The sequence below is a fragment of the Paraburkholderia sp. 40 genome, assembly GCF_050434105.1.
Lineage (GTDB): Bacteria > Pseudomonadota > Gammaproteobacteria > Burkholderiales > Burkholderiaceae > Paraburkholderia > Paraburkholderia tuberum.
Genome location: NZ_JBNPVY010000002.1, coordinates 519,349 through 540,111, shown reverse-complemented (window position 1 = coordinate 540,111; position 20,763 = coordinate 519,349). Strand labels below are relative to the sequence as shown.

Sequence of the window (20,763 nt, the reverse complement as noted above, 5' to 3'; positions counted from 1 at the left end):
CGCCGCAAAGGAGATTAGGGTGCTGCTCAAGGACAAAGTCGTGATCGTCACCGGCGGCTCGCGCGGCATCGGACGCGCGATCGCGGTGGCCTGCGCGCGCGAAGGCGCGGACCTGGCGATCAACTACTGGGGCGACAACGACGCATCGTATGGCCGGCGCTCGGCGGTCGAGGAAGTCGTCGGCGAAATCGAGGCGTTGGGGCGGCGCGTGATCGCGGTGGAAGGCAACGTCGCGGCGCGCGACACCGGCCAGGAGCTGGTGCGACGGACGGTCGACGCGTTCGGCAAGCTCGACGTGCTCGCGAGCAATGCCGGCATCTGCCCGTTTCACGCGTTTCTCGACATGCCGGCGGACGTGCTCGAATCGACGGTCGCGGTCAACCTGAACGGCGCGTTCTTCGTGACACAGGCTGCCGCGCAGCAGATGAAAAAGCAGGGCACCGGCGGCGCGATCGTCGCGACGAGTTCGATCAGCGCGTTGGTGGGCGGCGGCATGCAAACGCATTACACGCCGACCAAGGCCGGCGTGCATTCGCTGATGCAGTCGTGCGCGATCGCGTTGGGGCCGTTCGGCATCCGCTGCAATTCTGTCATGCCGGGCACGATCGCGACCGATCTGAACGCCGAAGATCTCGCCGACGAAGCGAAGAAGGCCTACTTCGAAAAGCGCATTCCGCTTGGCCGCCTCGGGCGTCCCGACGACGTCGCCGATTGCGTCGTGTTTCTCGCGTCGGATCGCGCGCGCTATGTGACGGGCGCCGCGCTGCTCGTCGACGGCGGCCTGTTCGTGAACCTGCAATAAGCGACGCGCGATGCGGGCGTCAATTGACCGTGACGGGCGTAGTCGGCGTGCCGGGTGCGGCGGCCGGATTGTCGCGCGCGAGGTCGCGCGAGAAGCCGCGCAGCAGTTCGATGAAGCGCAGCGCCGGCTCGGCGAGCTGCTCTTCCTTGCGCGTGAGAATGCCGAAACCCGCGAGACTCTTGCCGATTTCGAGTGGCAGCGCGACCAGCAGCCCGCCGCGCACATGATCGCGCACGACCGACTCCGGCAGCATCGCGACCGCATCGTAATTCTCGAGCAATTGCAGCGTCGCGAAGATCGACGCGCATTCGGTCAGATTGACTGGCGTGGCGAGCCCGGCACGCGCGAGTTCTTCCTCGAACAGCACGCGCGCCGGACTCGTGACGGGTTGCGCAACCCACGGCCACGCGACCAGTTCGCGCAACGTGATGCGCGTGCGCCGCGCGAGCGGATGCACGGCGCGAACGACGAGCAGCAGCGTTTCGCGCGCGAGCGGCTCGAAGCTGAAGTCGTTGTGCTGCAGAGGGTTGGTCAGGCGCCCCAGCGCGAGATCGACCTCGCGCCGATGCAGCAATTGCACGACCTGATCGCTTGTTTCACCGAGGATGCGCACGCTGAGCAGCGGGCTTTCGGTCTTCAGCGCGGCGACCGACATCGCCAGCAGATCGGGCGCGGCGCCCATGATCGCGCCGACGGTCAACTGGCCGTGACCGCCGCGGCGTTTGACATCGAGGTCTTCGGCGAAGCGTGTGAGCTCGGCGAGCGCACGGCGCGCGTAAGCGAGCGTGACGACGCCGAGCGGCGTCGGCGTCATGCCGCGCGCGTTGCGCTCGAACAGCAGGAAGCCGAACGCTTCCTCGATGTCGCCGAGCATGCGGCTCGCGCTCGGTTGCGCGACGTTGACGGCCTCGGCGGCCTGATGCAGGTTGCGGGTGTCGTCGAGTGCGACGAGCAGGGCGAGATGCTTGAACTTGAGACGATTGACGAGTGCGACGGCGGCTGAATGTTGGCTCATGGTGCCAGTAGGAGTGCCCGTGCGATTCGGTTTGTGGATCGACCAATCCCAACAACGGATTGAGAGGCTATCGATGCAGGAATTATAGTCGTTCGAAGAAGTCGACAGGAGACAGGCCGCAATGGAGACAATCGCTTTCCGGATGGTGCTGAACCCCGGCATGCGCGAAGAATACGAACGGCGTCATACGCAGATCTGGCCCGAGCTCGTTGACGCGCTGCACAACGCCGGCGTGCGCGACTACCGGATTTTCTTCGACCCCGACACGCATCATCTTTTCGCGGTGCTCTCGCGCACCAGCGATCACACGATGAACCAGTTGCCGCAACTGGACGTGATGCGCAAATGGTGGGATTACATGGCCGACATCATGCAGACCGCGCCCGATCACACGCCGCTGTCGCAGACGCTCGAACCGGTCTTTCATCTCAGTCATTGAGTCGAGCTGAACGCAGCTGAACCCCGCAACGACGCACGAACCTCGAAAACGCTTTTCACGGACGAAGGTGCCGCATGCAGGTTGTCGATTCGCATATCCATCTGTGGGATCTGAAGACGCATCGCTATCCGTGGCTGGAGAAGCCGGGCGTGTCGTTCGTCGGCGATGCGCGCGATCTGAAGCACGACTATCTGCTCGACGATCTGCTCGGTGAAGCGGGCGACATCGACGTGCTGAAGCTCGTGCACGTCGAAGCGAATCACGATCCGGCCGATCCCGTCGAGGAAACGCGCTGGTTGCAGTCGATCGCGGATCGCGACGCCTCGCGCGACATGCCGAACGCGATCGTCGCCGCCGTGGACCTGTCCGCGCAAAATGCGCTCGCGTTGCTCGAAGCGCATGCGACGTTCGCGAATACGCGCGGCATCCGGCAGATTCTCAACGTGCACGACAACAAACTGTTCAATTACGTCGGCCGGCATTACATGCGCGAGCCGCGGTGGCGCGAGCATTTCGCGTTGCTGCGCCGTTACGACCTGTCGTTCGATCTGCAACTGTATCCGTCGCAAATGGAAGAGGCGGCCGCCTTGGCGCGTGCGCATGCGGACACGCTTCTGGTCGTCAATCATGCTGGCATGTTCGTCGATCGTAATAGCGTGGCCGGTTACCGCGCGTGGCGCGAAGGCATGCGCCTGCTCGCGGCGTGTCCGAACGTCGCGGTGAAGATCAGCGGGCTCGCGATGTTCGATCATCACTGGACCGTCGAAAGCCTGCGGCCTTATGTGCTCGAAACGATCGATACGTTCGGCGTCGAACGTGCGATGTTCGCGTCGAATTTTCCGGTCGACCGGCTGTTTGGTTCGTATGCGGATTTGTGGCGCGCCTATGCGGCGATCGTTGGCGATGCGAGCGAGGCTGAGAAGGACGCGCTGTTTCGTCGCAACGCGGAACGGTTCTACCGGATTTGACACGCCGCGCGTCGAAGAGAAGACAGCCGCAAAAAAGGAGACACGCAGTGCAGCCATCCCCTTCCACGGTGCCGCGACTCGAATTGCGGCACGCGAGCAAATCCTTCGGCCGGGTGCGCGCGCTGTCCGACGGCGAGCTCGTGCTGTGGCCCGGCGAGGTGCATGCGCTGCTCGGCGAGAACGGCGCGGGCAAATCGACGCTCGTGAAAATTCTCGCCGGGGTGCATGAGCCCGACGCCGGCGAGCTTCTGGTGAACGGCGAGCCACGTCGCTTCGCGACGCCGGCCGAAGCGCGCGACGCCGGGCTCGCGGTCATCTATCAGGAGCCGACGTTGTTCTTCGAGCTGTCGATCGCGGAGAACATCTTCATGGGCCGGCAGCCGGTCGACCGCTTCGGCCGCATCCAGTACGACGCGATGCATCGCGAGGTGGACGGACTGCTCGCGTCGCTCGGCGTCGAGTTGCGCGCGGATCAACTGGTGCGTGGTCTGTCGATCGCGGATCAGCAGGTGATCGAAATCGCGAAGGCGTTGTCGCTAAACGCGAGCGTGCTGATCATGGATGAACCGACGGCCGCGTTGTCGCTGCCCGAAGTCGAGCGGCTATTCGCGATCGTGCGTAAGCTGCGCGAACGCGACGTCGCGATTCTGTTCATCACGCACCGGCTCGACGAAGTATTCGTGCTGACACAGCGCGTGACGATCATGCGTGACGGCGCGAAAGTCTTCGACGCACTAACCGCCGATCTGACCACCGACGCAATCGTCGCAAAGATGGTCGGCCGCGATCTGGAAACGTTCTATCCGAAGGCCGATTGCACACCGGGCGACGTGCGTCTGTCGGTGCGCGGCCTGACGCGCATCGGCGTGTTCAAGGATGTCTCGTTCGACGTGCGCGCCGGCGAGATCGTCGCGCTCGCGGGCCTCGTCGGCGCGGGACGCAGCGAGGTCGCGCGGGCGATCTTCGGTATCGAGCCGCTCGATTCGGGCGAAGTGTGGCTGACCGGCAAGCGGCTCGACACCGGCAAGCCCGCGGCCGCGGTGCGCGCCGGGCTCGCGCTCGTGCCGGAGGATCGCCGCCAGCAAGGGCTCGCGCTCGAACTGAGCATCGCGCGCAATGCGTCGATGACGGTGCTCGGACGGCTCGTTCGGCATGGGCTCATTTCGACGCGTAGCGAAACGCAGCTCGCCAGCAAATGGGGCACGCGTCTGCGCCTGAAGGCGGGCGACCCGGGGGCGCCGGTCGGTACGCTGTCGGGCGGCAACCAGCAGAAGGTCGTGCTCGGCAAGTGGCTCGCGACCGGCCCGAAAGTGCTGATCATCGACGAACCGACGCGCGGCATCGACGTTGGCGCGAAAGCCGAGGTGTATGGCGCGCTTCGCCGAACTCGTGCGCGATGGCATGGCCGTGCTGATGATTTCGAGCGAGCTGCCCGAGGTGCTCGGTATGGCCGATCGTGTGCTCGTGATGCACGAAGGCCGCATCAGCGCGGAGCTCGCGCGCGCCGACGCGAACGAGGAGCGCATCATGGGCGCCGCGCTCGGTCAGGGACTTTCGCCATTGGGCCGTGCAGCATGATGCGCCATTCCACCCATCCCGCGCCGGTGCGGCAGTCGCTGCCGAAGCGTTCCGCCGCTTCATCGGGCGGCCTCGTCGCGAGCGTCGCGAAGAGCCGCGAAACCACGTTGTTCGTCGTGCTGATCTTGCTGATCGCGGGGACCGGGCTCGCGAAGCCGCAGTTCCTGAATCTGCAGAATTTGCGCGACGTGCTGCTGAACGTGTCGATCATCGGTCTGCTGACGGCTGGGATGACCGTCGTGATCCTGATGCGGCATATCGATCTGTCGGTCGGCTCGACGGTGGGTATCAGCGCGTACGCGGTGGGCAGCCTGTACGTTGCGTTCCCGCATATGCCGGTGCTCGTCGCGCTGGCCGCGGGGCTCGCGATCGGGCTCGTCGCGGGTGGCATCAACGCGCTGCTCGTCGCGGTGGGGCGCGTGCCTTCGCTCGTGGCGACGCTGTCGACACTGTACATCTTTCGCGGCGCCGATTACGCATGGGTGCACGGCGGCCAGATCAACGCGACCAGTCTGCCCGACGCGTACTCGCGGCTCGCGACCGGCACGCTGTTCGGCATCCCGACGCTCGCGCTGATCGCGATCGTCGTACTCGCCGGCCTGTCGGTGTATCTGAAGCAGTTTCGCGGCGGTCGCGAGCACTATGCGATCGGCTCGAATCCGGAAGCCGCGCGGCTCGCGGGCGTCAACGTCGAGCGTCGCGTGATGTCGGGCTTTTTGTTGTCCGGGGCGATTGCGGGCTTTGCGGGCGCGTTGTGGCTCGCGCGCTTCGGCACCGTCGATGCCAGCACCGCGAAGGGCATCGAATTGCAGGTCGTCGCGGCGGCGGTGGTCGGCAGTGTCGCGATTACGGGCGGCGTCGGCACGATCCTCGGCGCGACGCTCGGTGCGCTCGTGCTCGGCGTGATCAGCATCGCGCTCGTCGTGCTGCACGTGTCGCCATTCTGGGAGCAGGCGATCCAGGGCGCGCTGATCGTCGCCGCGATCGCCGCCGATACGCTGCTGGCCCGCTCCGTCGCCAAACGCATGATGAGGAAACGCGATCATGGCTAAACCCGATTCCGCGCTGCTCACGCGCAAGCGCGAAACGCCGCTGCAATGGGAAGTGTTGCTGGTGATCGTGCTGATCGTGTCGCTGGTGTTGGGCCGCTGGCTGTCGCCGGTGTTTCTGACCGGCGCGAACCTGAGCAACGTATTCGCCGATCTGACCGAGATCGCGTTGATGGCGCTGCCGATGACGCTGATCATCGTCGCCGCCGAAATCGATCTGTCGGTCGCGTCGGTGCTGGGCGCGTCGAGCGCGCTGATGGGCGTGCTGTGGCACATGGGGCTGCCGATGCCGGTCGTGATCGTTGTGGTGCTGATCGCCGGCGCGCTGGCGGGCCTGCTGAACGGCCTCGTGATCGTCAAGCTGAACCTGCCGTCGCTCGCGGTCACGATCGGTACGCTCGCGCTGTTTCGCGGTCTCGCGTATGTGCTGCTCGGCGATCAGGCGGTCGCGGATTTTCCGGCCGCGTTTACGGCGTTCGGCATGAACACGCTTGGCCCCACGTTCATTCCGTTGCCGTTCGTGATCGTGATCGTCGCCGCCGTGCTGTTCACGGTTCTGCTGCAAGCCACCGCGTTCGGCCGCAGTCTCTATGCGATCGGCGCGAATCCGACCGCCGCCGCGTTCTCCGGCATCGAGGTCGCGAAGATCCGCTTGCGCCTGTTCGTGCTGTCGGGTCTCGTCAGCGCGCTCGCGGGCATCGTCTATACGCTGCGCTTCACGAGCGCGCGCGGCGATAACGGCGAGGGCTTCGAGCTGTCGGTGATCGCCGCGGTGCTGTTCGGTGGCGTCAGCATTTTCGGCGGACGCGGCTCGATGGTCGGCGTGCTGCTGTCGCTGCTGATCATCGGCGTGCTCAAGAACGCGCTGACACTCGACGACGTATCGAGCGAAACGCTGACCATCGTGACCGGCGTGCTGCTGCTCGCGTCGGTGCTGATTCCGAACCTCGTCGCGCGCCGGCGGGCGGCACGTGACCGGCGTTTCATCGCGAAGTCCGCAGCCACGTCTTCTTCATCCGCAACCTAGCTTCCCCTCTCTGTCCAACAACAACGCAGGAGACACTTCATGTTCAAACCTCTACGTCACACCGGCATGGCCGCGCTCTGCGCCGCGTTGCTCGCGATCAGCTGCGGCGGCGCGTTCGCCGCGGAACTGAAAAGCGGGTTGAAGATCGCGTTCGTGCCGAAGCAGATCAACAACCCGTACGAAGTGATCGCCGACGACGGCGGCCTCGCCGCGATCAAGGAGTTCGGCGGCGTGGGCAAGGCCGTCGGGCCGTCGGATGCGGGCGCGTCGTCGCAGGTGTCGTACATCAACACGCTGATCACGCAGCACCAGGATGCGATCGTCATTGCCGCCAACGATGCGAACGCGGTCGTGCCGTATCTGAAGAAGGCGATGGGTCAGGGCATCAAGGTCGTCACGTTCGACTCCGATACCGCGCCCGAGGGCCGCCAGCTGTTCGTCAATCAGGCGAACGCCGAAGGCATCGGCCGCGGCCAGGTGCAACTGGTCGCGAAGCTGATGGGCGGCGAGGGCGAGTTCGCGATTCTGTCGGCGACGCCGAACGCGACGAACCAGAACACCTGGATCAAGTGGATGCAGGAGGAACTGAAGAAACCGGAGTACTCGAAGATCAAGCTCGTCAAGATCGCGTACGGCAACGACGACGATCAGAAGTCCTTCGTCGAAACGCAGGGCTTGCTGCAGGCGTATCCGAACCTGAAGGCGATCGTCGCGCCGACGACGGTCGGCATCGCGGCGGCGGCGCGCTATATCTCGTCGTCGTCGAGCAAGGGCAAGGTGGCGGTGACGGGCCTCGGCACGCCGAACCAGATGCGCGCGTTCGTGAAGAACGGCACCGTGACCGCGTTCCAGTTGTGGGACCCAAGCGAACTCGGCTATCTGGCCGCGTACGCGGCGGCGTCGCTCGCGTCGGGCAAGATCACGGGTAAGGAGGGCGAAACGTTCGACGCCGGCAAGCTCGGCAAGCGCACGATTGGCGCGCAAGGCGAAATCATTCTCGGGCCGCCGACCACGTTCGATGCGAGCAACATCGACAAGTACAACTTCTGAGTTTCGGCAACGCCGACTGTCCACCTGATCGCCGTTGACGGGTCGTGGGCAGTCAGCGCAGCGGATCTCGGGGCTTTCGCGTGCGGTTCCGCTCAGCGGCGGATCGCAAAACGCCGCGCATAAGCGGCGGATGGTGAGCCGCTTCCCCACACCGCGCCATCGATCAGTTCCCTTGTGACGTCCTCGCCGGGCACCGGCACGTTCACGCGCGCGGCGGCCTCGCGATACAACTGCGTCTGGTTGATGCGCGCGGCGACCGCGTCGTAGTCGTTGTGCGCATCGATGATCCCCCAGCGCTCGAACTGCGTGAGGAACCACGCGCCTTCGAATGGATGCGGATAGTTGACCGCGCCGTCGTCGAAGAAACGCATCGGCAGGCGGCGCGGGTTCGCCGTGTCGAGCTGGTCGCCGAGCCGCGCCGCGATCAGCGTCTCGTCGATACCGATGTAATCGGGCCGCGCGAGCCAGCGGGCGATGTCGTCGCGATGCCCGGCGCCGTCGAGCCAGCGGCACGCTTCGAGCACGGTCTGCACGAGCGCGCGCGTCGTGCGCGGATGCGCATCGACGAAATCGCGTCGGCAGGCGAGCACTTTCTCGGGATGCTCGGGCCACACCTCGCTCGAATAAGCGATCGTTTTGCCGACGCCGTGCGCCTCGGCCATTTCATTCCACGGCTCGCCGACGCACAGACCGTCGAGCCGGTCTTCGGCAAGCGCGGCGACCATTTGCGGCGGCGGAATCGCGACACTGTCGATGTCGCGCAACGGATCGACACCTTGCGCCGCGAGCCAGTAGTACAGCCACATCGCATGCGTGCCGGTCGGGAAGGTGTGCGCGAACACCGGCTTGCGGCCGAGCGTCGCGAGCGCCTCGCGCAATGTCCCATGCTTCGCGAGCGCATCGGCGAGCCGATTCGACAGCGTGATCGCCTGGCCGTTGCGGTTCAGCACCATCAGCACGGCCATGTCGGTGCGCGGGCCGCCGAGGCCGAGCTGCACGCCATACACGAGCCCGTAAAGCGCGTGTGCGGCGTCGAGATCGCCGGCTAGCAGCTTGTCGCGCACGGCGGCCCACGACGGCTGGCGGCACAATTCGAGCGTGAGCCCGTGCGCATGGCCGAACTCGAGCAGCTTCGCCGCGATCAGCGGCGCCGCGTCGGACAACGCGACGAAACCGAGCCGCAGATGGGTCTTTTCAGGCGGCTCGGCAAAGGCCGCCGCGGTGACGGAAGTGGCTGGATTCATGAGCGCATCATTTGAGCGAGCCGGCCGACGCGACGACCTCGCGCGCCACCTCGGCGAGTTTGACGCCCTGGTTCATCGCGCGTTTGCGCAGACTCGCGTAGGCGGCCGGTTCGGTGAGTTTCTGCTGATCCATGAGCAGGCGTTTCGCGCGATCGATCAGCTTGCGCTCGGCCAGTTCGTTTTCGGCCTGCGCGAGCCGCTCGCGCAATTGTGACTCCTGCGCGAAACGCGCGAGCGCGACTTCGAGAATCGGCGCGAGCCGCTCGGTCGCGAGGCCTTCGACCAGATACGCGGTGACGCCCGCGTTGACCGCTTGGCGGATCAGTTGCTGGTTCGCGTCGTGGCTGAACATCAGCACGGGGCGCGGCGCGGTCGCGTGCATCACGGCGAGCTGTTCGAGCGTATCGCGCGACGGCGACTCCGTATCGATGATGATGACGTCGGGCCGCTCGTCCTGAACCGCGCGATGCAGCGCTTGCGGCGTCGCGGTGCCGGAGAGCATTTCGCAGCCGAGACAGGCGAGCGCATCGCGCAGATCGCCGATGGGTTTGTCGGTGTCGGTGACAAGAAGAACACGCAGCATGGAGTCGGGGGAAGGGACATCTGACTATCAGTAAAGCAATGGATATGCCAGTCTTCGCGCGACGGGCTTGGCGAGGTGCGTGAGAGAGTGCGCGCGCGAATGGCGCGGGCCGATTGGGTTTTTTGCGGGCGATGGCTGCGAATCGTCCGCGAAAGAGACGGTGCGGCCATGCCGGTCGCGCTGCACCGGCGCGGGGCATGCAGGACAGCGGACGCCCGATGCACCGAAGCGACGCATCGCGTTCGTCGCGGCCGCAGCCTTGGAGCCTTAAAGCCAGCGCGAATAACTGCGCGGTGAAAACAGCAAGGTCACCGCCATCATCGCGGCGATGCAGCCGGCATGATCCACGCAGCGACGAATCGGCCGCTCCAGCCGCGCACGATGCCGGCCACGAGCGGCGCAACCGCCGCGACGATAAAGCCGATGCTCTGCGTGAACGCGACCAGCTGGCCGGCCACGCGATGATCGGTCGAATGATCCATCGCGGTCACGAGCGTCAGCGAAAACACGCCGCCGAGCCCCGCGCCCGCGATACCGACCCACAGCAGCGGCGCGGCGTCGGGCAGTGCGATCAGGCCGAGCACGCCAGCCAGCTGCGCGGACAGCCCAAGCAGCGCTTGCGCGCGCACGTGCGCGGCGAGGAAAAGGCGTTGCGCGCGGGCGCCATCGATGAATCCGTGCGACTGGCCGGCCAGTTTCACGGACTGCTGACTGAGCTGGCGGGCGGCACCGAGTTGCTTGGACTGGTCGGGCAACTCGTCGCGAAGACCGAGCTGTAGAAGGCGCTGTTCGATCCGTCGAAGGGTTCGAGCTGTTCCGCCGATGAGCACGCGCGGATCATCGACGCACTCGATGCCGGCGACCTGCAGGCCGCGTTGACGGCGATGCGCGAGCATCTGTCGGAGCTGGAGGAGCGGGTGGTCGAGCAGGTGCGCAAAAGCGCGGGCGGGGAGGATTTGGAGGCGGTGTTTGGAGTTTAGCGAGACGCGCTGCGACGTGCGTGGTCGCCGAAGCGGCGTGCCGCCAGATTCCAATCAAGACGCCGCGCGTGTTGCGGCGTACGACGTTCGCGCATGCGCTGGAGAGCATCCCGAATGTCAGGGAAGACGTCTATTTCACGCGCTTGGGCGGCGAGACTGACGTAGCGCGTTCAAGCAGAACGCGGAGTCGGAATGTATGGCGCGAGTCTGTCGGGCCTCGCGCTTTCGCATGGGTTCGGGCGGGCTGCCCGCATCGCCTGCACAACATCACAGGTACGCAGGGCGGCGCCGTGACCCCCTGCTTACCTCCGCCGCGCCGCTTGCCGTGGCGCTCCGCCGCCACTCGAACGCTCGTCCTTGTGGCGGAAATTGATCCGCCCCTTGGTCAGGTCGTAGACCGACAATTCGAGCGTCACGCGATCGCCCGCGAGAATACGGATATGGTTCTTGCGCATGCGCCCGGACGCATAGGCGCCGACCACGACGCCGTTGTCGAGCGTCACGCGGTAGCGGCTATCCGGAAGCACTTCGTCGACGATACCGTCAAGTTCAATCAGTTCTTCTTTCGCCATGCATAACTCCTGGTCGATGGGATAAAGGGGAATTCGGCCGCGGGCATTGCGAGCGGCGCGACTGTGGATTCGTTTGAAAAGCAGCGGCGCCCGAAAGCACGCTGCGCGACATGAGTGACGCGCCGATGACGCCGCTCAAAGATCGGTGACCGATTGACCGCTCACATGGCCGTCGATCAGCCGTTCCGCATGCGCCATGCACGCGATGCGCGCCTTGCCCATGCCGTCGAACGGAAACAGGTACTGCAGGCGAAATACCCGGCCGTCGGCCGCCGCATTGGCGCCGACGCGGCAGATGCGCACCGAAGCGTCGTAACCGGCGCCCGGATTGCGGGTCGCTTGCGCGCCCGCGGGGCGGCGCGGATAAACGAGCGGGTGAATTTCGTAACCCTTGTAGGTCCTGACTGCTGGATTCATGAGAAACATGTCCTGTATTGCGTGGTCCACGCGCCGCGTGCGGGGCGCTGCTTCCGGCAACGCTCCTTTGACGCGTCACGGCGCGGACCGGCGGCGGAGCACCGACGGGCGCGCCGCGATAAAAATGGTTGGCACAGGCCTGCTAGACCCGGCGGGCTCAATGACAATGGCCCGAGCGGTCGCGCGAAAACGCGGATTCGACCGAAAAAACGCTGAGGCGGCGCGTTAATTCGGGCGCCGGACGCATGATGCTGAACCGCTCGGTGTACTTCTCGCGACGGCGAATGCGGGCGGCGCATTGCCGGAGTGACGGGATCGCAGATAAAGGGCGGTCGAACAGTCGGGGGTGGTGCGGAGATGCCGGGTTGAGACTGCCTGGTGCTGCCAGTGCTATATGGGTGCGAGGTACAACAATTGCAACATGATGCCTGAAATAGGGCTGATTGGATAGTGCCAACTTCCGCGCACGACCGGAACGCCCGACTGGCGGGGCTTCGCGGGCGGTTGGCGAAGTCGTGTCGGATGCGGGACCGGTGACGGACGCGCGAATTGCGAGTGGCGCGCGCGAGGCTCGCTATCCGAACGCGCGCGTCAGCGCGACGTCTCGGCGACGCGCTTCTGCAATTCGCGCGCGGCCACCAGCGGCAGGCGCGCATCGTCCCAGCCGGCCAGCCATTCGACTTCCTTCGCTGTGAAGACCTGACCATAGTTGCGCAGCGCGTACTGCAGCGAATCGATGATGTGGTTGCGAATGATCTCCGGCGTGCGCTTGTCGTCGAGCACGGCGCGAAGCGCTTCGAGTGTGGCCATCGGTTGGCTCCGTTCGGTTGGGTGTCGGCGGATCAGTGTTTATCGCACGAAAAAAATGCGCCCGCGAGGTAGACAAAATTGCCGTCCGGCGTCGAGTCGCGGCGCCAGCGCGAGGCCGCTACAATGGCGACTTCCTGAATTGCGGACCGCGCGGGCGCGCCGGCGTCCACTGCGGGCATCTGGCTTCGTCGTCATCCGCTTTCGCGCGCCGCCTCCTTCAAACTCGCGTTTTTTCCATGCGCAACCCGAACGTGTCTCCTGTCAAAGACCTGCTGCTGAAGCGCTACGCGCCGATCGCCGACGGCATCGCCGCGCTGCTCTATCCGTGCGCCGAGGTGGTGATTCACGATTTGAGCGATCAGACCATCGCGTATCTGGTGAACAATCTGTCGCGGCTCGAGGTGGGCGCGCCGTCGGTGCTCGACGACGCGCACTTCGCGGCGCGCGGCCAGACCATCGGCCCCTACGAGAAGCTGAACTGGGACGGCCGCCGCATGCGCTGCGTGAGCAACATCCTGTTCGACGACGACGGCAAGCCCGCCGGCATCCTGTGCGTGAACTTCAACATCGCGGTGTTCGAGGATGTGCGCTCGACACTCGATCTGTTCATCAAGGGCGGCGCGATGACGGACGCGCCCGCCGACGATCTGTTCCGCGACGACTGGCAGGACCGCATCAACACGTATCTGCACACGTGGCTGCGTGACCGGCAGATCGGCATCAATGCGCTGACGCGCGAGCACAAGCGTGAAATCGTCGAGGCGCTGCACGCGCAGGGCGCGTTTCGCGGCCGCAGCTCGGCGAATTACGTGGCCGCGGTGCTGACGATGGGCCGCGCGACCGTCTACAAGATCCTGAAGCAGTTGAAAGAGGGCGGCTGAGTTCAGGCGCGCCGTGCTTGAAAATGCATCGATGACGCCCAAAATAAGGACACACGCCATGCGCTACCGACACTACAAAGGCGCCATTTACGAACTGGTCTGCGAGGCCACGCTCGAATCGGATCCGACGGTCACGATGATCGTCTACAAGGCGGCCAATGGTACGATCTGGACCCGTCCAGCGACGGTGTTTTTCGAGCTGGTAGAGCAGGAAGGCGTCAAGGTGCCGCGTTTTGCGCCGCTCGATGAGTTCAACAACGAGGCAGATGCGTTCCCCGCGGACTCACCCATGCTGCCGTAATCACAGGAACAGGAAAACCGAATGCGTCTTTTGCTTGCCATCATTCTGCCGTGGCTGCAGTTTTTCACGATCGGCCGCCCGTTTGCGGGCATCATCTGCCTGATTCTGCAAATGACGCTGATCGGCTGGGTGCCGGCGGCCATCTGGTCGGTGTATTCGCTGAGCCAGTACAACACGGACAAGAAAATCGCCCGCGCGATGGGCAACGGGCGGTAAGACACAGCGCGTGAAAGCGTCGGCGAGCGGGGCGCCAGGCCCGCACGCTCCCGCTCACCGTGCCGGTATCGCGACCGCATCCGGCACTTCGATCACCACGTCGGTTTCCGCGACCGCCACGCACGGCAGGATATAACCGTCCGCCTTTTCCTCGCGGCTCACGCCGGGCCATTCAATCGAGTAGCGCACACGCCCAGACGTCATCCGGCACAAGCATGTTCGGCACGTGCCGTTGCGGCACGAACGCGGCAAACGCAGATTGGCGAAAGCGGCGGCTTCGAGAATCGTCAGCGAATCGGGCGCTTCGAAGCTCTGGCCGAGCGGTTCGACGCGAACCACAGGCGGGCGGGTAGGAGCGGACATCGTGCAGGTCAATGAGTAGGTGCGCGACACTTTACACGGGATCGGACACCGCTTTATGCCGCGCCGCAACATCGGCGCGTGAGTCGCGCCTTCAAGAAAAATCGGGGAAATCTTGCACCTGGCCCGAACTCGTCTAAAGTGAATCAATTCACCTCCGCGTGGCGCGAACTGACGATGCCGCGTCGAGGCGACGGCCCGCGTCGGCTGCATGGGACAAGGAGGAACGAGCGGCGGACGCGATAGCAAGCAATCAGCGCGTGCATTACCCGAGCGCATCGTGCGCGCACTCTTCCAGGTGACTCCCATGCAGATCCAATTCCCGAACGAAGCCCCTGAATATTCAGGTCGCGAACTTACTTTGGCGTTTCCGGCAATGGTCGATGGGCAGAGGGTGGAGTGCATGATCACCGCGGAAGCGCTCGAAGATCACTTCGGCGCCGCGTCCCCCCGGCTGGAGGACATGATCGTCGCGTTCGACGCGCACCGGCCGCGCATCGAGGCCGCCACGCGCCGGCTGTTGTCGGAAACGCGCGCGCAGTGTCTCGTGCTCAGAAGCGGTTACGTGCGGTTTTACGAGGCGAACTGGCGTAACTGACCGATCTGAAATTATCGGCTGGCTACCGGTACCGAAGCTTCGGCAAGCGCGACTGCTGCCGAAGCGCGAAGTTCGGATTCACCCGTGCCGCTGCCGCTGGCTGGCCTGCGCGCAAGCCGCGACCGCGTGCAATGCATCGGCGGCACGCAGCTAACTCCATTAATTTCAAATGATCCGCCGCAGCGCCCGATCCTTGAACACCACATGGTGCGCGATCGCCGCGAGCGCGTGCAGTCCGATCACCCAATAGAACACGTTGCCGAGCCACTCGTGCGCGTCCTTCAACAGCGGCCGCGCGATCGAATCCGCACGCACCAGCGTGAAGCTGATGTCCGTCCATGCGAGCGACACCGGCCGCCCGCCCGCATTGACCATCAGCATGCCGAGCAGCGGTTGCGCGAAGATGAACACATAGAGCGCGAGGTGCGCGGAGCGCCCGAGAAAAGCGAGCAGCCGATTGCTTTCGAGCTCCTCCGGCGCGCCGGCCCACAGTCTCCACAGCAGCCGCAATACGGCCAGCCCGAGCACCAGCGTGCCGGCCCAAAAATGCACGCCGGTCCAGAACGCGCGGCTGTCGGAGCCGCGCGGGCCGCGGATTTCGATGGCCAGATAGGCCAGCGCGACCAGCAGAAAAATCATCCAGTGAAAGAAAATCGCGGGTTTCGTGTAGCGGTCCGTCGTGCGGTTATATGAGGACATCGAGGCTCCTGGGGTGGCGACCCGAGCCGCTGCGACCCGGTCGATCGTCATTCGAAACATCGGATGATAAACGGTCCCCGAACCCGACGACACATTCGACCCCCCGGCCGCGCGACCTCCTCATTCGCTGCCGAGATAGAAATACCGGAACAGGAAAATCGCCGCGATGATCCACACGACCAGCTTCACCTGGCGCGCCTGGCCCGTCAGCAGCTTGAGTCCCGCGTACGAAATGAAGCCGAACGCGACGCCGTTCGCGATCGAGTAGGTGAACGGCATCAGCAGCGCGGTCAGCGCGGCCGGCACGACCTCGGTCGCGTCGTCCCACGGCAGGTCGACCAGTTCGCGCAGCATCAGGCACGACACGTACAGCAGCGCGGGCGCGGTCGCATACGGCGGCACCACTTCGGCGAGCGGCGCGAAAAACAGCGCCGCGACGAACAGCACGGCGACCGTGATCGCGGTCATGCCGGTACGGCCGCCGGCCTGCACGCCCGACGCGCTTTCGATATACGCCGTCGTCGACGAAGTACCGAGTATCGAGCCGGCGAGAATCGCGGTGCTGTCCGCGAGCAGCGCGCGGTTCAGCCGATGCATCTTGCCTTCCACCAGCAGCCCCGCGCGGTTCGCGACGCCCATCAGCGTACCGGTCGCATCGAACAGCTCGACGAGGAAGAACACCAGCACCACGTTCAGCACGCCGCTCGACAGTGCGCTGCGGATATCGAGCTGGAACAGCGTCGGCGCGATCGACGGCGGCGCGGACACGATGCCGTGAAACTGATTGCCGCCAAAGAAAAAGCTCAGGATCGTCACGCCGACGATACCGATCAGGATCGCCCCGCGCACGCGCATATGATCCAGCGTGACGATGCCGAAGAAGCCGATCGCCGCGAGCACGACGTGCGGGTCATGCAGATTGCCGAGCGTGACGAGCGTGGCCGGATTGCCGACCACCACGCCGGCCGACTTCAGCGAAATGATCGCGAGAAAGAGACCGATGCCGCCGGTGATCGCGATGCGGATCGAATGCGGGATGCCCTTGACGATCACCTCGCGCACGCGGAACAGCGTGACGATCAGGAACAGGCACCCGGAGATGAACACCGCGCCGAGCGCGGCCTGCCACGTGTAGCCCATGCCCTTGACGACCGTGTATGCGAAGTACGCGTTCAGGCCCATGCCGGGCGCGAGCGCGATCGGGTAGTTCGCGTACAGACCCATGATCAGCGACGCGAGCGCGGCCACGAGGCAGGTCGCGACGAACACCGCGCTCTTCGGCATGCCGGCGTCGCCGAGAATCGCCGGGTTCACGAAGATGATGTAGGCCATCGTCAGGAAAGTGGTCACGCCGGCTAGCACTTCGGTGCGCAGGTTGGTGTCGACGGCGTCGAAGCCGAAGTAGCGTTTGATCGAGTCCATGTGGCGGGTTTTCCCTCTTTCGTCGTTCAGACAGTGTTTTTGTCATCGAGGCGGTGACAGCGCGGCGCGGCAAGGCGGGCCGCGCGGCGGCGTTACGGCGGAATTGTAATCACGAATGGCAGCGCCCCGGCGCCTGCGGCGGCGCCAGCAGGCCGCCCGGGCCCGTCAGGCGGGCGGTTTGCCGTGCGACTGTGGCGCCTGCGCATCACCGCGAGGCGCCTGACGCGCGAGCCAGCGATCGAGTTCGCCAGCAAACGCCTTGCCATCGCGCGCGCTGAAGGCGGCCGGCCCACCCGTGTCGACGCCGCTCGAGCGCAACTGGTCGAGCATCGAGCGCATGCGCAGCCGTTCTTCGATCGTGCCGGGCGTGTACCAGTTGCCGCGCGGATCGAGCGCGTGGGCATCTTTTGTCAGCACGGCGGCGGCGAGCGGGATGTCGGCGGTGATCACGAGGTCGCCCGCGACGACGCGCTCGACGATCAACTGATCGGCGGCGTCGAAGCCGGCCGGCACCTGGATCGCGCGAATCAGCGGCGACGGCGGCACGCGCAGGAACGAATTGGCGACCAGCGTCAGCGGCATGCCGGTCCGGCGCGCCGCGCGATAAAGCATGTCCTTGACGACGGCCGGGCAGGCGTCGGCATCGACCCAGATTGGCATGGTGCGGGTTCCGGCTGTGTGCGGCTGGTTTGCTGGGTGGGTGATGGAGGGACCGGATGATACCTTGCCGCGACGCAAGCCGTGCCATGCCGCCCGCGGCGGGCGGCATTCAGGCTGCGACCATGCAAGCCGCGACCGCTTTACTGCACGGCCGTCGGGGCGTTGCCTTGCTGCTGCTCGCGGTGTTGCGCGACGATGCGGCCCGCGCGCTGCGCGTTCTCCGGATAGTTGATCCAGTCGAACGGGTCGTAGCCGGCGGCGAGCCATTCCGCGAGGTCAGCGCGGACCTGGGCGCGCGTTTTCGGCGCCGACGGGTCGGCGGGCTGCGTCACCGCTTGCGCGTAGACGGTGCTGATACCCACGGCGGCCAACAGCGCGCCGAGTCCAATGCGGGAAGACAGTCTCATGGCGGGCTCCTGCGGAGCGGAAAAACAGCCGGACCTGGTGGTTTTTCGGTGCGCCGGGTAAGGCGGTACAAGCAACGCACCATTTCTGCCGGCAAATCGAACCCGCCGCGAGCCTCGTTCGCCACGTCAGCGCAAGCAACGCGCAAGCGGGCGGGTATGCCGAAACGTCGACGCTAATCCGCGCCGAATGGATGTCCTGACAAATATCGTCCTATCATGCCTATGGCTTGTTGAAGCGTTCCAGCACCGCACTCACGAGGTCGATCGGCAGCGGAAACACGATCGTCGAGTTCTTGTCGGCGGCGATCGTCACCAGCGTCTGCAGATAGCGCAACTGCATCGCCTGCGGTTGCCGCGCGAGCGTCTGGGCCGCCTCCAGCAACTGCTTCGATGCCTGCAACTCGCCTTCCGCGTGAATCACCTTCGCGCGCCGTTCGCGCTCGGCTTCGGCCTGACGCGCAATCGCGCGGATCATCGTTTCATTGATATCGACGTGCTTGATCTCGACGATCGATACCTTGATGCCCCACGCGTCGGTTTGCGAGTCGAGCACTTTCTGGATGTCGGTGTTCAGCTGCTCGCGCTCCGACAGCAGCTGGTCGAGGTCGTGCTTGCCGAGCACCGCGCGCAGCGTCGTCTGCGCCAGCTGGCTGGTCGCCTCGAAGTAACGCGCAACCTGGATCACCGCCTTCTCCGGATCGACGACGCGGAAATACACGACCGCGTTGACCTTGACCGACACGTTGTCGCGCGTGATCACGTCTTGCGTCGGCACGTCGAACACGACGGTGCGCAAATCCATGCGCACCACCTGCTGCACGATCGGAATGATCAATACGAGCCCGGGCCCCTTGACCTTCCAGAAGCGGCCGAGCATGAACACGACGCCGCGTTCGTACTCGCGAAAAATCCGCACCGACGACGCAATCAGCGCGATCACGAGCAGGATCAGGATGCTGCCGAAGCCGAATGTGAAGCCGATCATGAACGTTCTCCTTGTAAGGCGTCGACCGACGTTACGGGCACCACGGTCAGTGTGAGGCCGTTGCGCGCCGTCACGCGCACGCTCTGACCCGGCGCGGCCGGCGTGGTGCTCGAGACGCGCCAGCGCTCGCCGTGCACGCGCGCCCAGCCGGCCAGCGGGCCGCCCGCCGCGTGTTCGGGTTCGGGCAGCAAGCCGCCGTCCAGCACCACGCCGACGCAGCCGATCAGCGCCTCCGAGCCCGTCACGACCGGCCGCCGCCGCGCGCGCAGCGCGAGCTGTGACACGCCGAGCACGAACGCGACGCTGAACACGACGACCGCGGCGATCAGCGGCAGCGGGATGCCGTAGCCGGGCACGTCGGTATCCATCAGCATCATTGCGCCGACCACGAACGCGACCACGCCGCCGAAACCGAGCGAGCCGAAGGTCGGCAGGAACGCTTCGCCGATCAGGAAGGCGATGCCGAGAAAGATCAGCCCGAGGCCGACGTAGCTGATGGGCAGCATCTGCATCGCGAACAGGCCGAGCAGCAGGCTGATCGCGCCGACTACGCCGGGCAGCACGAAGCCCGGATTGGCGAATTCGAAGAACAGGCCATACATGCCGAGCATCAGCAGAATCAGCGCGACGCTCGGATCGGTGATCACGGCGAGAAAGCGGCTGCGCCAGTCGGGTTCGAGCGTGATCAGCGGCGCATGCGCGGTGTGCAGCGTGACGCTGCCCGCGCTCGTGACGTACGTGCGGCCGTCCAGCTGGCGCAGCAGGTCCGGCACGTCGCGCGCGACGATATCGACGACGTGCTGCGCGAGCGCTTCCTCATCGGACAGGCTCACCGCTTCGCGGACCGCGCGCTCGGCCCAGTCGGCGTTGCGGCCGCGCATCTGCGCGAGGCCGCGGATGTAGGCGGCGGCATCGTGGACCTGCTTGCGCAGTTCGGTCGATTGGGTGTCGAGCGGCAGTGCGCTGGCGGCTTCGGATGATGCGCCGGCTGACGCAGGCGCAGGCGCGGACGCGCCGCCAGGCAGCGTGCGCATGTCCGGCAGTCCCGGCGTACCTGGGGTGGCTGGCGTTACCGGCGGGCCGCCGGCGGGCGGCTCGTTGCCGCCGATGCCCATCTGGATCGGCGTCGCGGCGCCGAGGTTGGTGCCCGGCGCCATCGCCGCGATGTGGCTCGCGTAGACGATGTAGGTGCCGGCGCTGGCCGCGCGCGCGCCGCTCGGCGCGATGAAGGTCGCGACCGGCACCGGCGAGGCGAGGATTGCCTTGATGATCTGCCGCATCGACGTATCGAGGCCGCCGGGCGTATCGAGTTGCAGGACCGCGAGCTGTGCGCGCTCGCTGGCAGCGCGCTGCAAACCACGCACGATGAAATCGGCGGTGGCCGGTCCGATCGCGCCATTCACCGGAATCACGACGACGCTGTTGGCGGTCGCGGCGGCGACGTTCGCCGCGCTCGCCGCATTGGCCGGATTGGCCGCTTGCAGCGGCGCCAGCGCTTCGCGCGTCGCGAAGCCGAACGCGCATAGCACGCCGAGCACGGCGATGCCGCGCATCAAACGGCCCACGATGCCGCCGCGGATAAGCGGCCTGCGCGGACCGGACTGCCGGAGCGGGAGACGCGGAGTCGTGTTCATCGCTGACGGCCGTCGCGCCAGCCGGTGCGAACCGGCGGCGCGGGCCCATACCCTCGATCAAGGCTG

General features: G+C 65.6%; 25 protein-coding genes and 1 pseudogene. 12 read left to right on the top strand and 14 right to left on the bottom strand.

Features of this window, described 5'->3' with window-relative positions; all coding sequences use genetic code 11:
• Nucleotides 1-19 precede the first annotated feature (19 nt).
• The gene (locus tag OKW28_RS03760) at nucleotides 20-802 is read left to right on the top strand and encodes an SDR family NAD(P)-dependent oxidoreductase (RefSeq protein WP_429443837.1); all 783 of its coding nucleotides are present in this window, start codon (nucleotides 20-22) and stop codon (nucleotides 800-802) included.
• Nucleotides 803-821: 19 nt separating this feature from the next.
• Here OKW28_RS03760 and OKW28_RS03755 read toward each other — a convergent pair whose 3' ends face one another.
• Nucleotides 822-1,817 (bottom strand): LysR family transcriptional regulator, encoded by a 996-nt coding sequence (locus OKW28_RS03755; RefSeq protein WP_018425428.1) that lies wholly within the window; start codon nucleotides 1,815-1,817, stop codon nucleotides 822-824.
• Nucleotides 1,818-1,938: 121 nt separating this feature from the next.
• On the opposite strand from OKW28_RS03755, the gene rhaM reads away from it, so the two are divergent.
• From rhaM to rhaS, 6 genes and pseudogenes are all read left to right on the top strand, one after another.
• The gene (rhaM, locus tag OKW28_RS03750) at nucleotides 1,939-2,256 is read left to right on the top strand and encodes an L-rhamnose mutarotase (protein WP_184066170.1); all 318 of its coding nucleotides are present in this window, start codon (nucleotides 1,939-1,941) and stop codon (nucleotides 2,254-2,256) included.
• 74 nt (nucleotides 2,257-2,330) lie between these two features.
• On the top strand, nucleotides 2,331-3,224 hold the full coding sequence (locus OKW28_RS03745; protein WP_429443836.1) for an amidohydrolase family protein: 894 nt from the start codon (nucleotides 2,331-2,333) through the stop codon (nucleotides 3,222-3,224).
• Nucleotides 3,225-3,271: 47 nt separating this feature from the next.
• Nucleotides 3,272-4,802 (top strand): annotated as a pseudogene (locus OKW28_RS03740) (sugar ABC transporter ATP-binding protein).
• A complete protein-coding gene (locus tag OKW28_RS03735) occupies nucleotides 4,799-5,854 on the top strand; it encodes an ABC transporter permease (RefSeq protein ID WP_429443835.1) in 1,056 nt (351 codons plus the stop codon). Before OKW28_RS03740 ends, OKW28_RS03735 begins: the two are co-directional and overlap by 4 nt.
• Nucleotides 5,847-6,878, top strand: a complete 1,032-nt coding sequence (locus OKW28_RS03730) for an ABC transporter permease (RefSeq protein ID WP_429443834.1) — start codon at nucleotides 5,847-5,849, stop codon at nucleotides 6,876-6,878. The genes OKW28_RS03735 and OKW28_RS03730 overlap by 8 nt, the downstream gene beginning before the upstream one ends.
• 39 nt (nucleotides 6,879-6,917) lie before the next feature.
• Nucleotides 6,918-7,928 carry a rhamnose ABC transporter substrate-binding protein gene (rhaS, locus tag OKW28_RS03725; RefSeq protein WP_026226690.1) on the top strand — a complete coding sequence of 337 codons (1,011 nt, stop codon included), beginning with the start codon at nucleotides 6,918-6,920 and terminating at the stop codon, nucleotides 7,926-7,928.
• 92 nt (nucleotides 7,929-8,020) lie between these two features.
• On the opposite strand, the gene OKW28_RS03720 is transcribed toward rhaS, so the two are convergent.
• From OKW28_RS03720 to OKW28_RS03710, 3 genes are all read right to left on the bottom strand, one after another.
• Entirely contained in the window at nucleotides 8,021-9,172 is a 1,152-nt protein-coding gene (locus OKW28_RS03720; RefSeq protein WP_429443833.1) for a CmpA/NrtA family ABC transporter substrate-binding protein, read from the bottom strand.
• 7 nt (nucleotides 9,173-9,179) lie between these two features.
• On the bottom strand, nucleotides 9,180-9,755 hold the full coding sequence (locus tag OKW28_RS03715; RefSeq protein ID WP_090806551.1) for an ANTAR domain-containing response regulator: 576 nt from the start codon (nucleotides 9,753-9,755) through the stop codon (nucleotides 9,180-9,182).
• 317 nt (nucleotides 9,756-10,072) lie between these two features.
• Complete coding sequence (locus tag OKW28_RS03710) at nucleotides 10,073-10,651, bottom strand: hypothetical protein (protein WP_429443832.1); 579 nt, start codon at nucleotides 10,649-10,651, stop codon at nucleotides 10,073-10,075.
• Here OKW28_RS03710 and OKW28_RS03705 point away from each other — a divergent pair.
• Nucleotides 10,592-10,735 carry a hypothetical protein gene (locus OKW28_RS03705; protein ID WP_429446841.1) on the top strand — a complete coding sequence of 48 codons (144 nt, stop codon included), beginning with the start codon at nucleotides 10,592-10,594 and terminating at the stop codon, nucleotides 10,733-10,735. The two genes, OKW28_RS03710 and OKW28_RS03705, sit on opposite strands and share 60 nt — an antisense overlap.
• Nucleotides 10,736-11,037: 302 nt before the next feature.
• Here OKW28_RS03705 and infA read toward each other — a convergent pair whose 3' ends face one another.
• The 3 genes from infA to OKW28_RS03690 all read right to left on the bottom strand — a co-directional run bounded on the left by infA (nucleotide 11,038) and on the right by OKW28_RS03690 (nucleotide 12,534).
• Nucleotides 11,038-11,307 (bottom strand): translation initiation factor IF-1, encoded by a 270-nt coding sequence (infA, locus tag OKW28_RS03700; protein ID WP_429291335.1) that lies wholly within the window; start codon nucleotides 11,305-11,307, stop codon nucleotides 11,038-11,040.
• A gap of 135 nt (nucleotides 11,308-11,442) precedes the next feature.
• A complete protein-coding gene (locus OKW28_RS03695; RefSeq protein WP_429443831.1) occupies nucleotides 11,443-11,724 on the bottom strand; it encodes a hypothetical protein in 282 nt (93 codons plus the stop codon).
• A 591-nt stretch (nucleotides 11,725-12,315) separates the two neighbouring features.
• Nucleotides 12,316-12,534, bottom strand: a complete 219-nt coding sequence (locus OKW28_RS03690) for a hypothetical protein (RefSeq protein ID WP_018425412.1) — start codon at nucleotides 12,532-12,534, stop codon at nucleotides 12,316-12,318.
• 236 nt (nucleotides 12,535-12,770) lie between these two features.
• Here OKW28_RS03690 and OKW28_RS03685 point away from each other — a divergent pair, with 236 nt between their 5' ends.
• The 3 genes from OKW28_RS03685 to OKW28_RS03675 are packed head-to-tail and all read left to right on the top strand — an operon-like array spanning nucleotide 12,771 to nucleotide 13,932.
• A complete protein-coding gene (locus OKW28_RS03685) occupies nucleotides 12,771-13,415 on the top strand; it encodes a helix-turn-helix transcriptional regulator (protein WP_429443830.1) in 645 nt (214 codons plus the stop codon).
• Nucleotides 13,416-13,473: 58 nt separating this feature from the next.
• Nucleotides 13,474-13,716 (top strand): DUF1653 domain-containing protein, encoded by a 243-nt coding sequence (locus OKW28_RS03680; protein ID WP_429443829.1) that lies wholly within the window; start codon nucleotides 13,474-13,476, stop codon nucleotides 13,714-13,716.
• Between the two features lie 21 nt (nucleotides 13,717-13,737).
• Nucleotides 13,738-13,932 carry a YqaE/Pmp3 family membrane protein gene (locus OKW28_RS03675; protein ID WP_429443828.1) on the top strand — a complete coding sequence of 65 codons (195 nt, stop codon included), beginning with the start codon at nucleotides 13,738-13,740 and terminating at the stop codon, nucleotides 13,930-13,932.
• A gap of 54 nt (nucleotides 13,933-13,986) precedes the next feature.
• On the opposite strand, the gene OKW28_RS03670 is transcribed toward OKW28_RS03675, so the two are convergent.
• The gene (locus tag OKW28_RS03670; RefSeq protein ID WP_184062727.1) at nucleotides 13,987-14,295 is read right to left on the bottom strand and encodes a 2Fe-2S iron-sulfur cluster-binding protein; all 309 of its coding nucleotides are present in this window, start codon (nucleotides 14,293-14,295) and stop codon (nucleotides 13,987-13,989) included.
• Nucleotides 14,296-14,599: 304 nt separating this feature from the next.
• On the opposite strand from OKW28_RS03670, the gene OKW28_RS03665 reads away from it, so the two are divergent.
• Nucleotides 14,600-14,890, top strand: coding sequence for a DUF1488 domain-containing protein (locus tag OKW28_RS03665; protein ID WP_026226687.1), 291 nt, complete (start codon nucleotides 14,600-14,602; stop codon nucleotides 14,888-14,890).
• Between the two features lie 165 nt (nucleotides 14,891-15,055).
• On the opposite strand, the gene OKW28_RS03660 is transcribed toward OKW28_RS03665, so the two are convergent.
• From OKW28_RS03660 to OKW28_RS03635, 6 genes are all read right to left on the bottom strand, one after another.
• On the bottom strand, nucleotides 15,056-15,589 hold the full coding sequence (locus OKW28_RS03660; protein ID WP_429443827.1) for a cytochrome b: 534 nt from the start codon (nucleotides 15,587-15,589) through the stop codon (nucleotides 15,056-15,058).
• Between the two features lie 120 nt (nucleotides 15,590-15,709).
• Entirely contained in the window at nucleotides 15,710-17,011 is a 1,302-nt protein-coding gene (locus OKW28_RS03655) for an NCS2 family permease (protein WP_429443826.1), read from the bottom strand.
• Nucleotides 17,012-17,176: 165 nt separating this feature from the next.
• Entirely contained in the window at nucleotides 17,177-17,671 is a 495-nt protein-coding gene (locus OKW28_RS03650; RefSeq protein ID WP_429443825.1) for a YaiI/YqxD family protein, read from the bottom strand.
• A 140-nt stretch (nucleotides 17,672-17,811) separates the two neighbouring features.
• On the bottom strand, nucleotides 17,812-18,078 hold the full coding sequence (locus OKW28_RS03645; protein WP_429443824.1) for a DUF4148 domain-containing protein: 267 nt from the start codon (nucleotides 18,076-18,078) through the stop codon (nucleotides 17,812-17,814).
• A 220-nt stretch (nucleotides 18,079-18,298) separates the two neighbouring features.
• Nucleotides 18,299-19,063, bottom strand: coding sequence for a slipin family protein (locus OKW28_RS03640; RefSeq protein ID WP_429443823.1), 765 nt, complete (start codon nucleotides 19,061-19,063; stop codon nucleotides 18,299-18,301).
• Complete coding sequence (locus tag OKW28_RS03635; RefSeq protein ID WP_429443822.1) at nucleotides 19,060-20,697, bottom strand: NfeD family protein; 1,638 nt, start codon at nucleotides 20,695-20,697, stop codon at nucleotides 19,060-19,062. Before OKW28_RS03635 ends, OKW28_RS03640 begins: the two co-directional genes overlap by 4 nt.
• Between the last annotated feature and the right edge of the window lie 66 nt (nucleotides 20,698-20,763).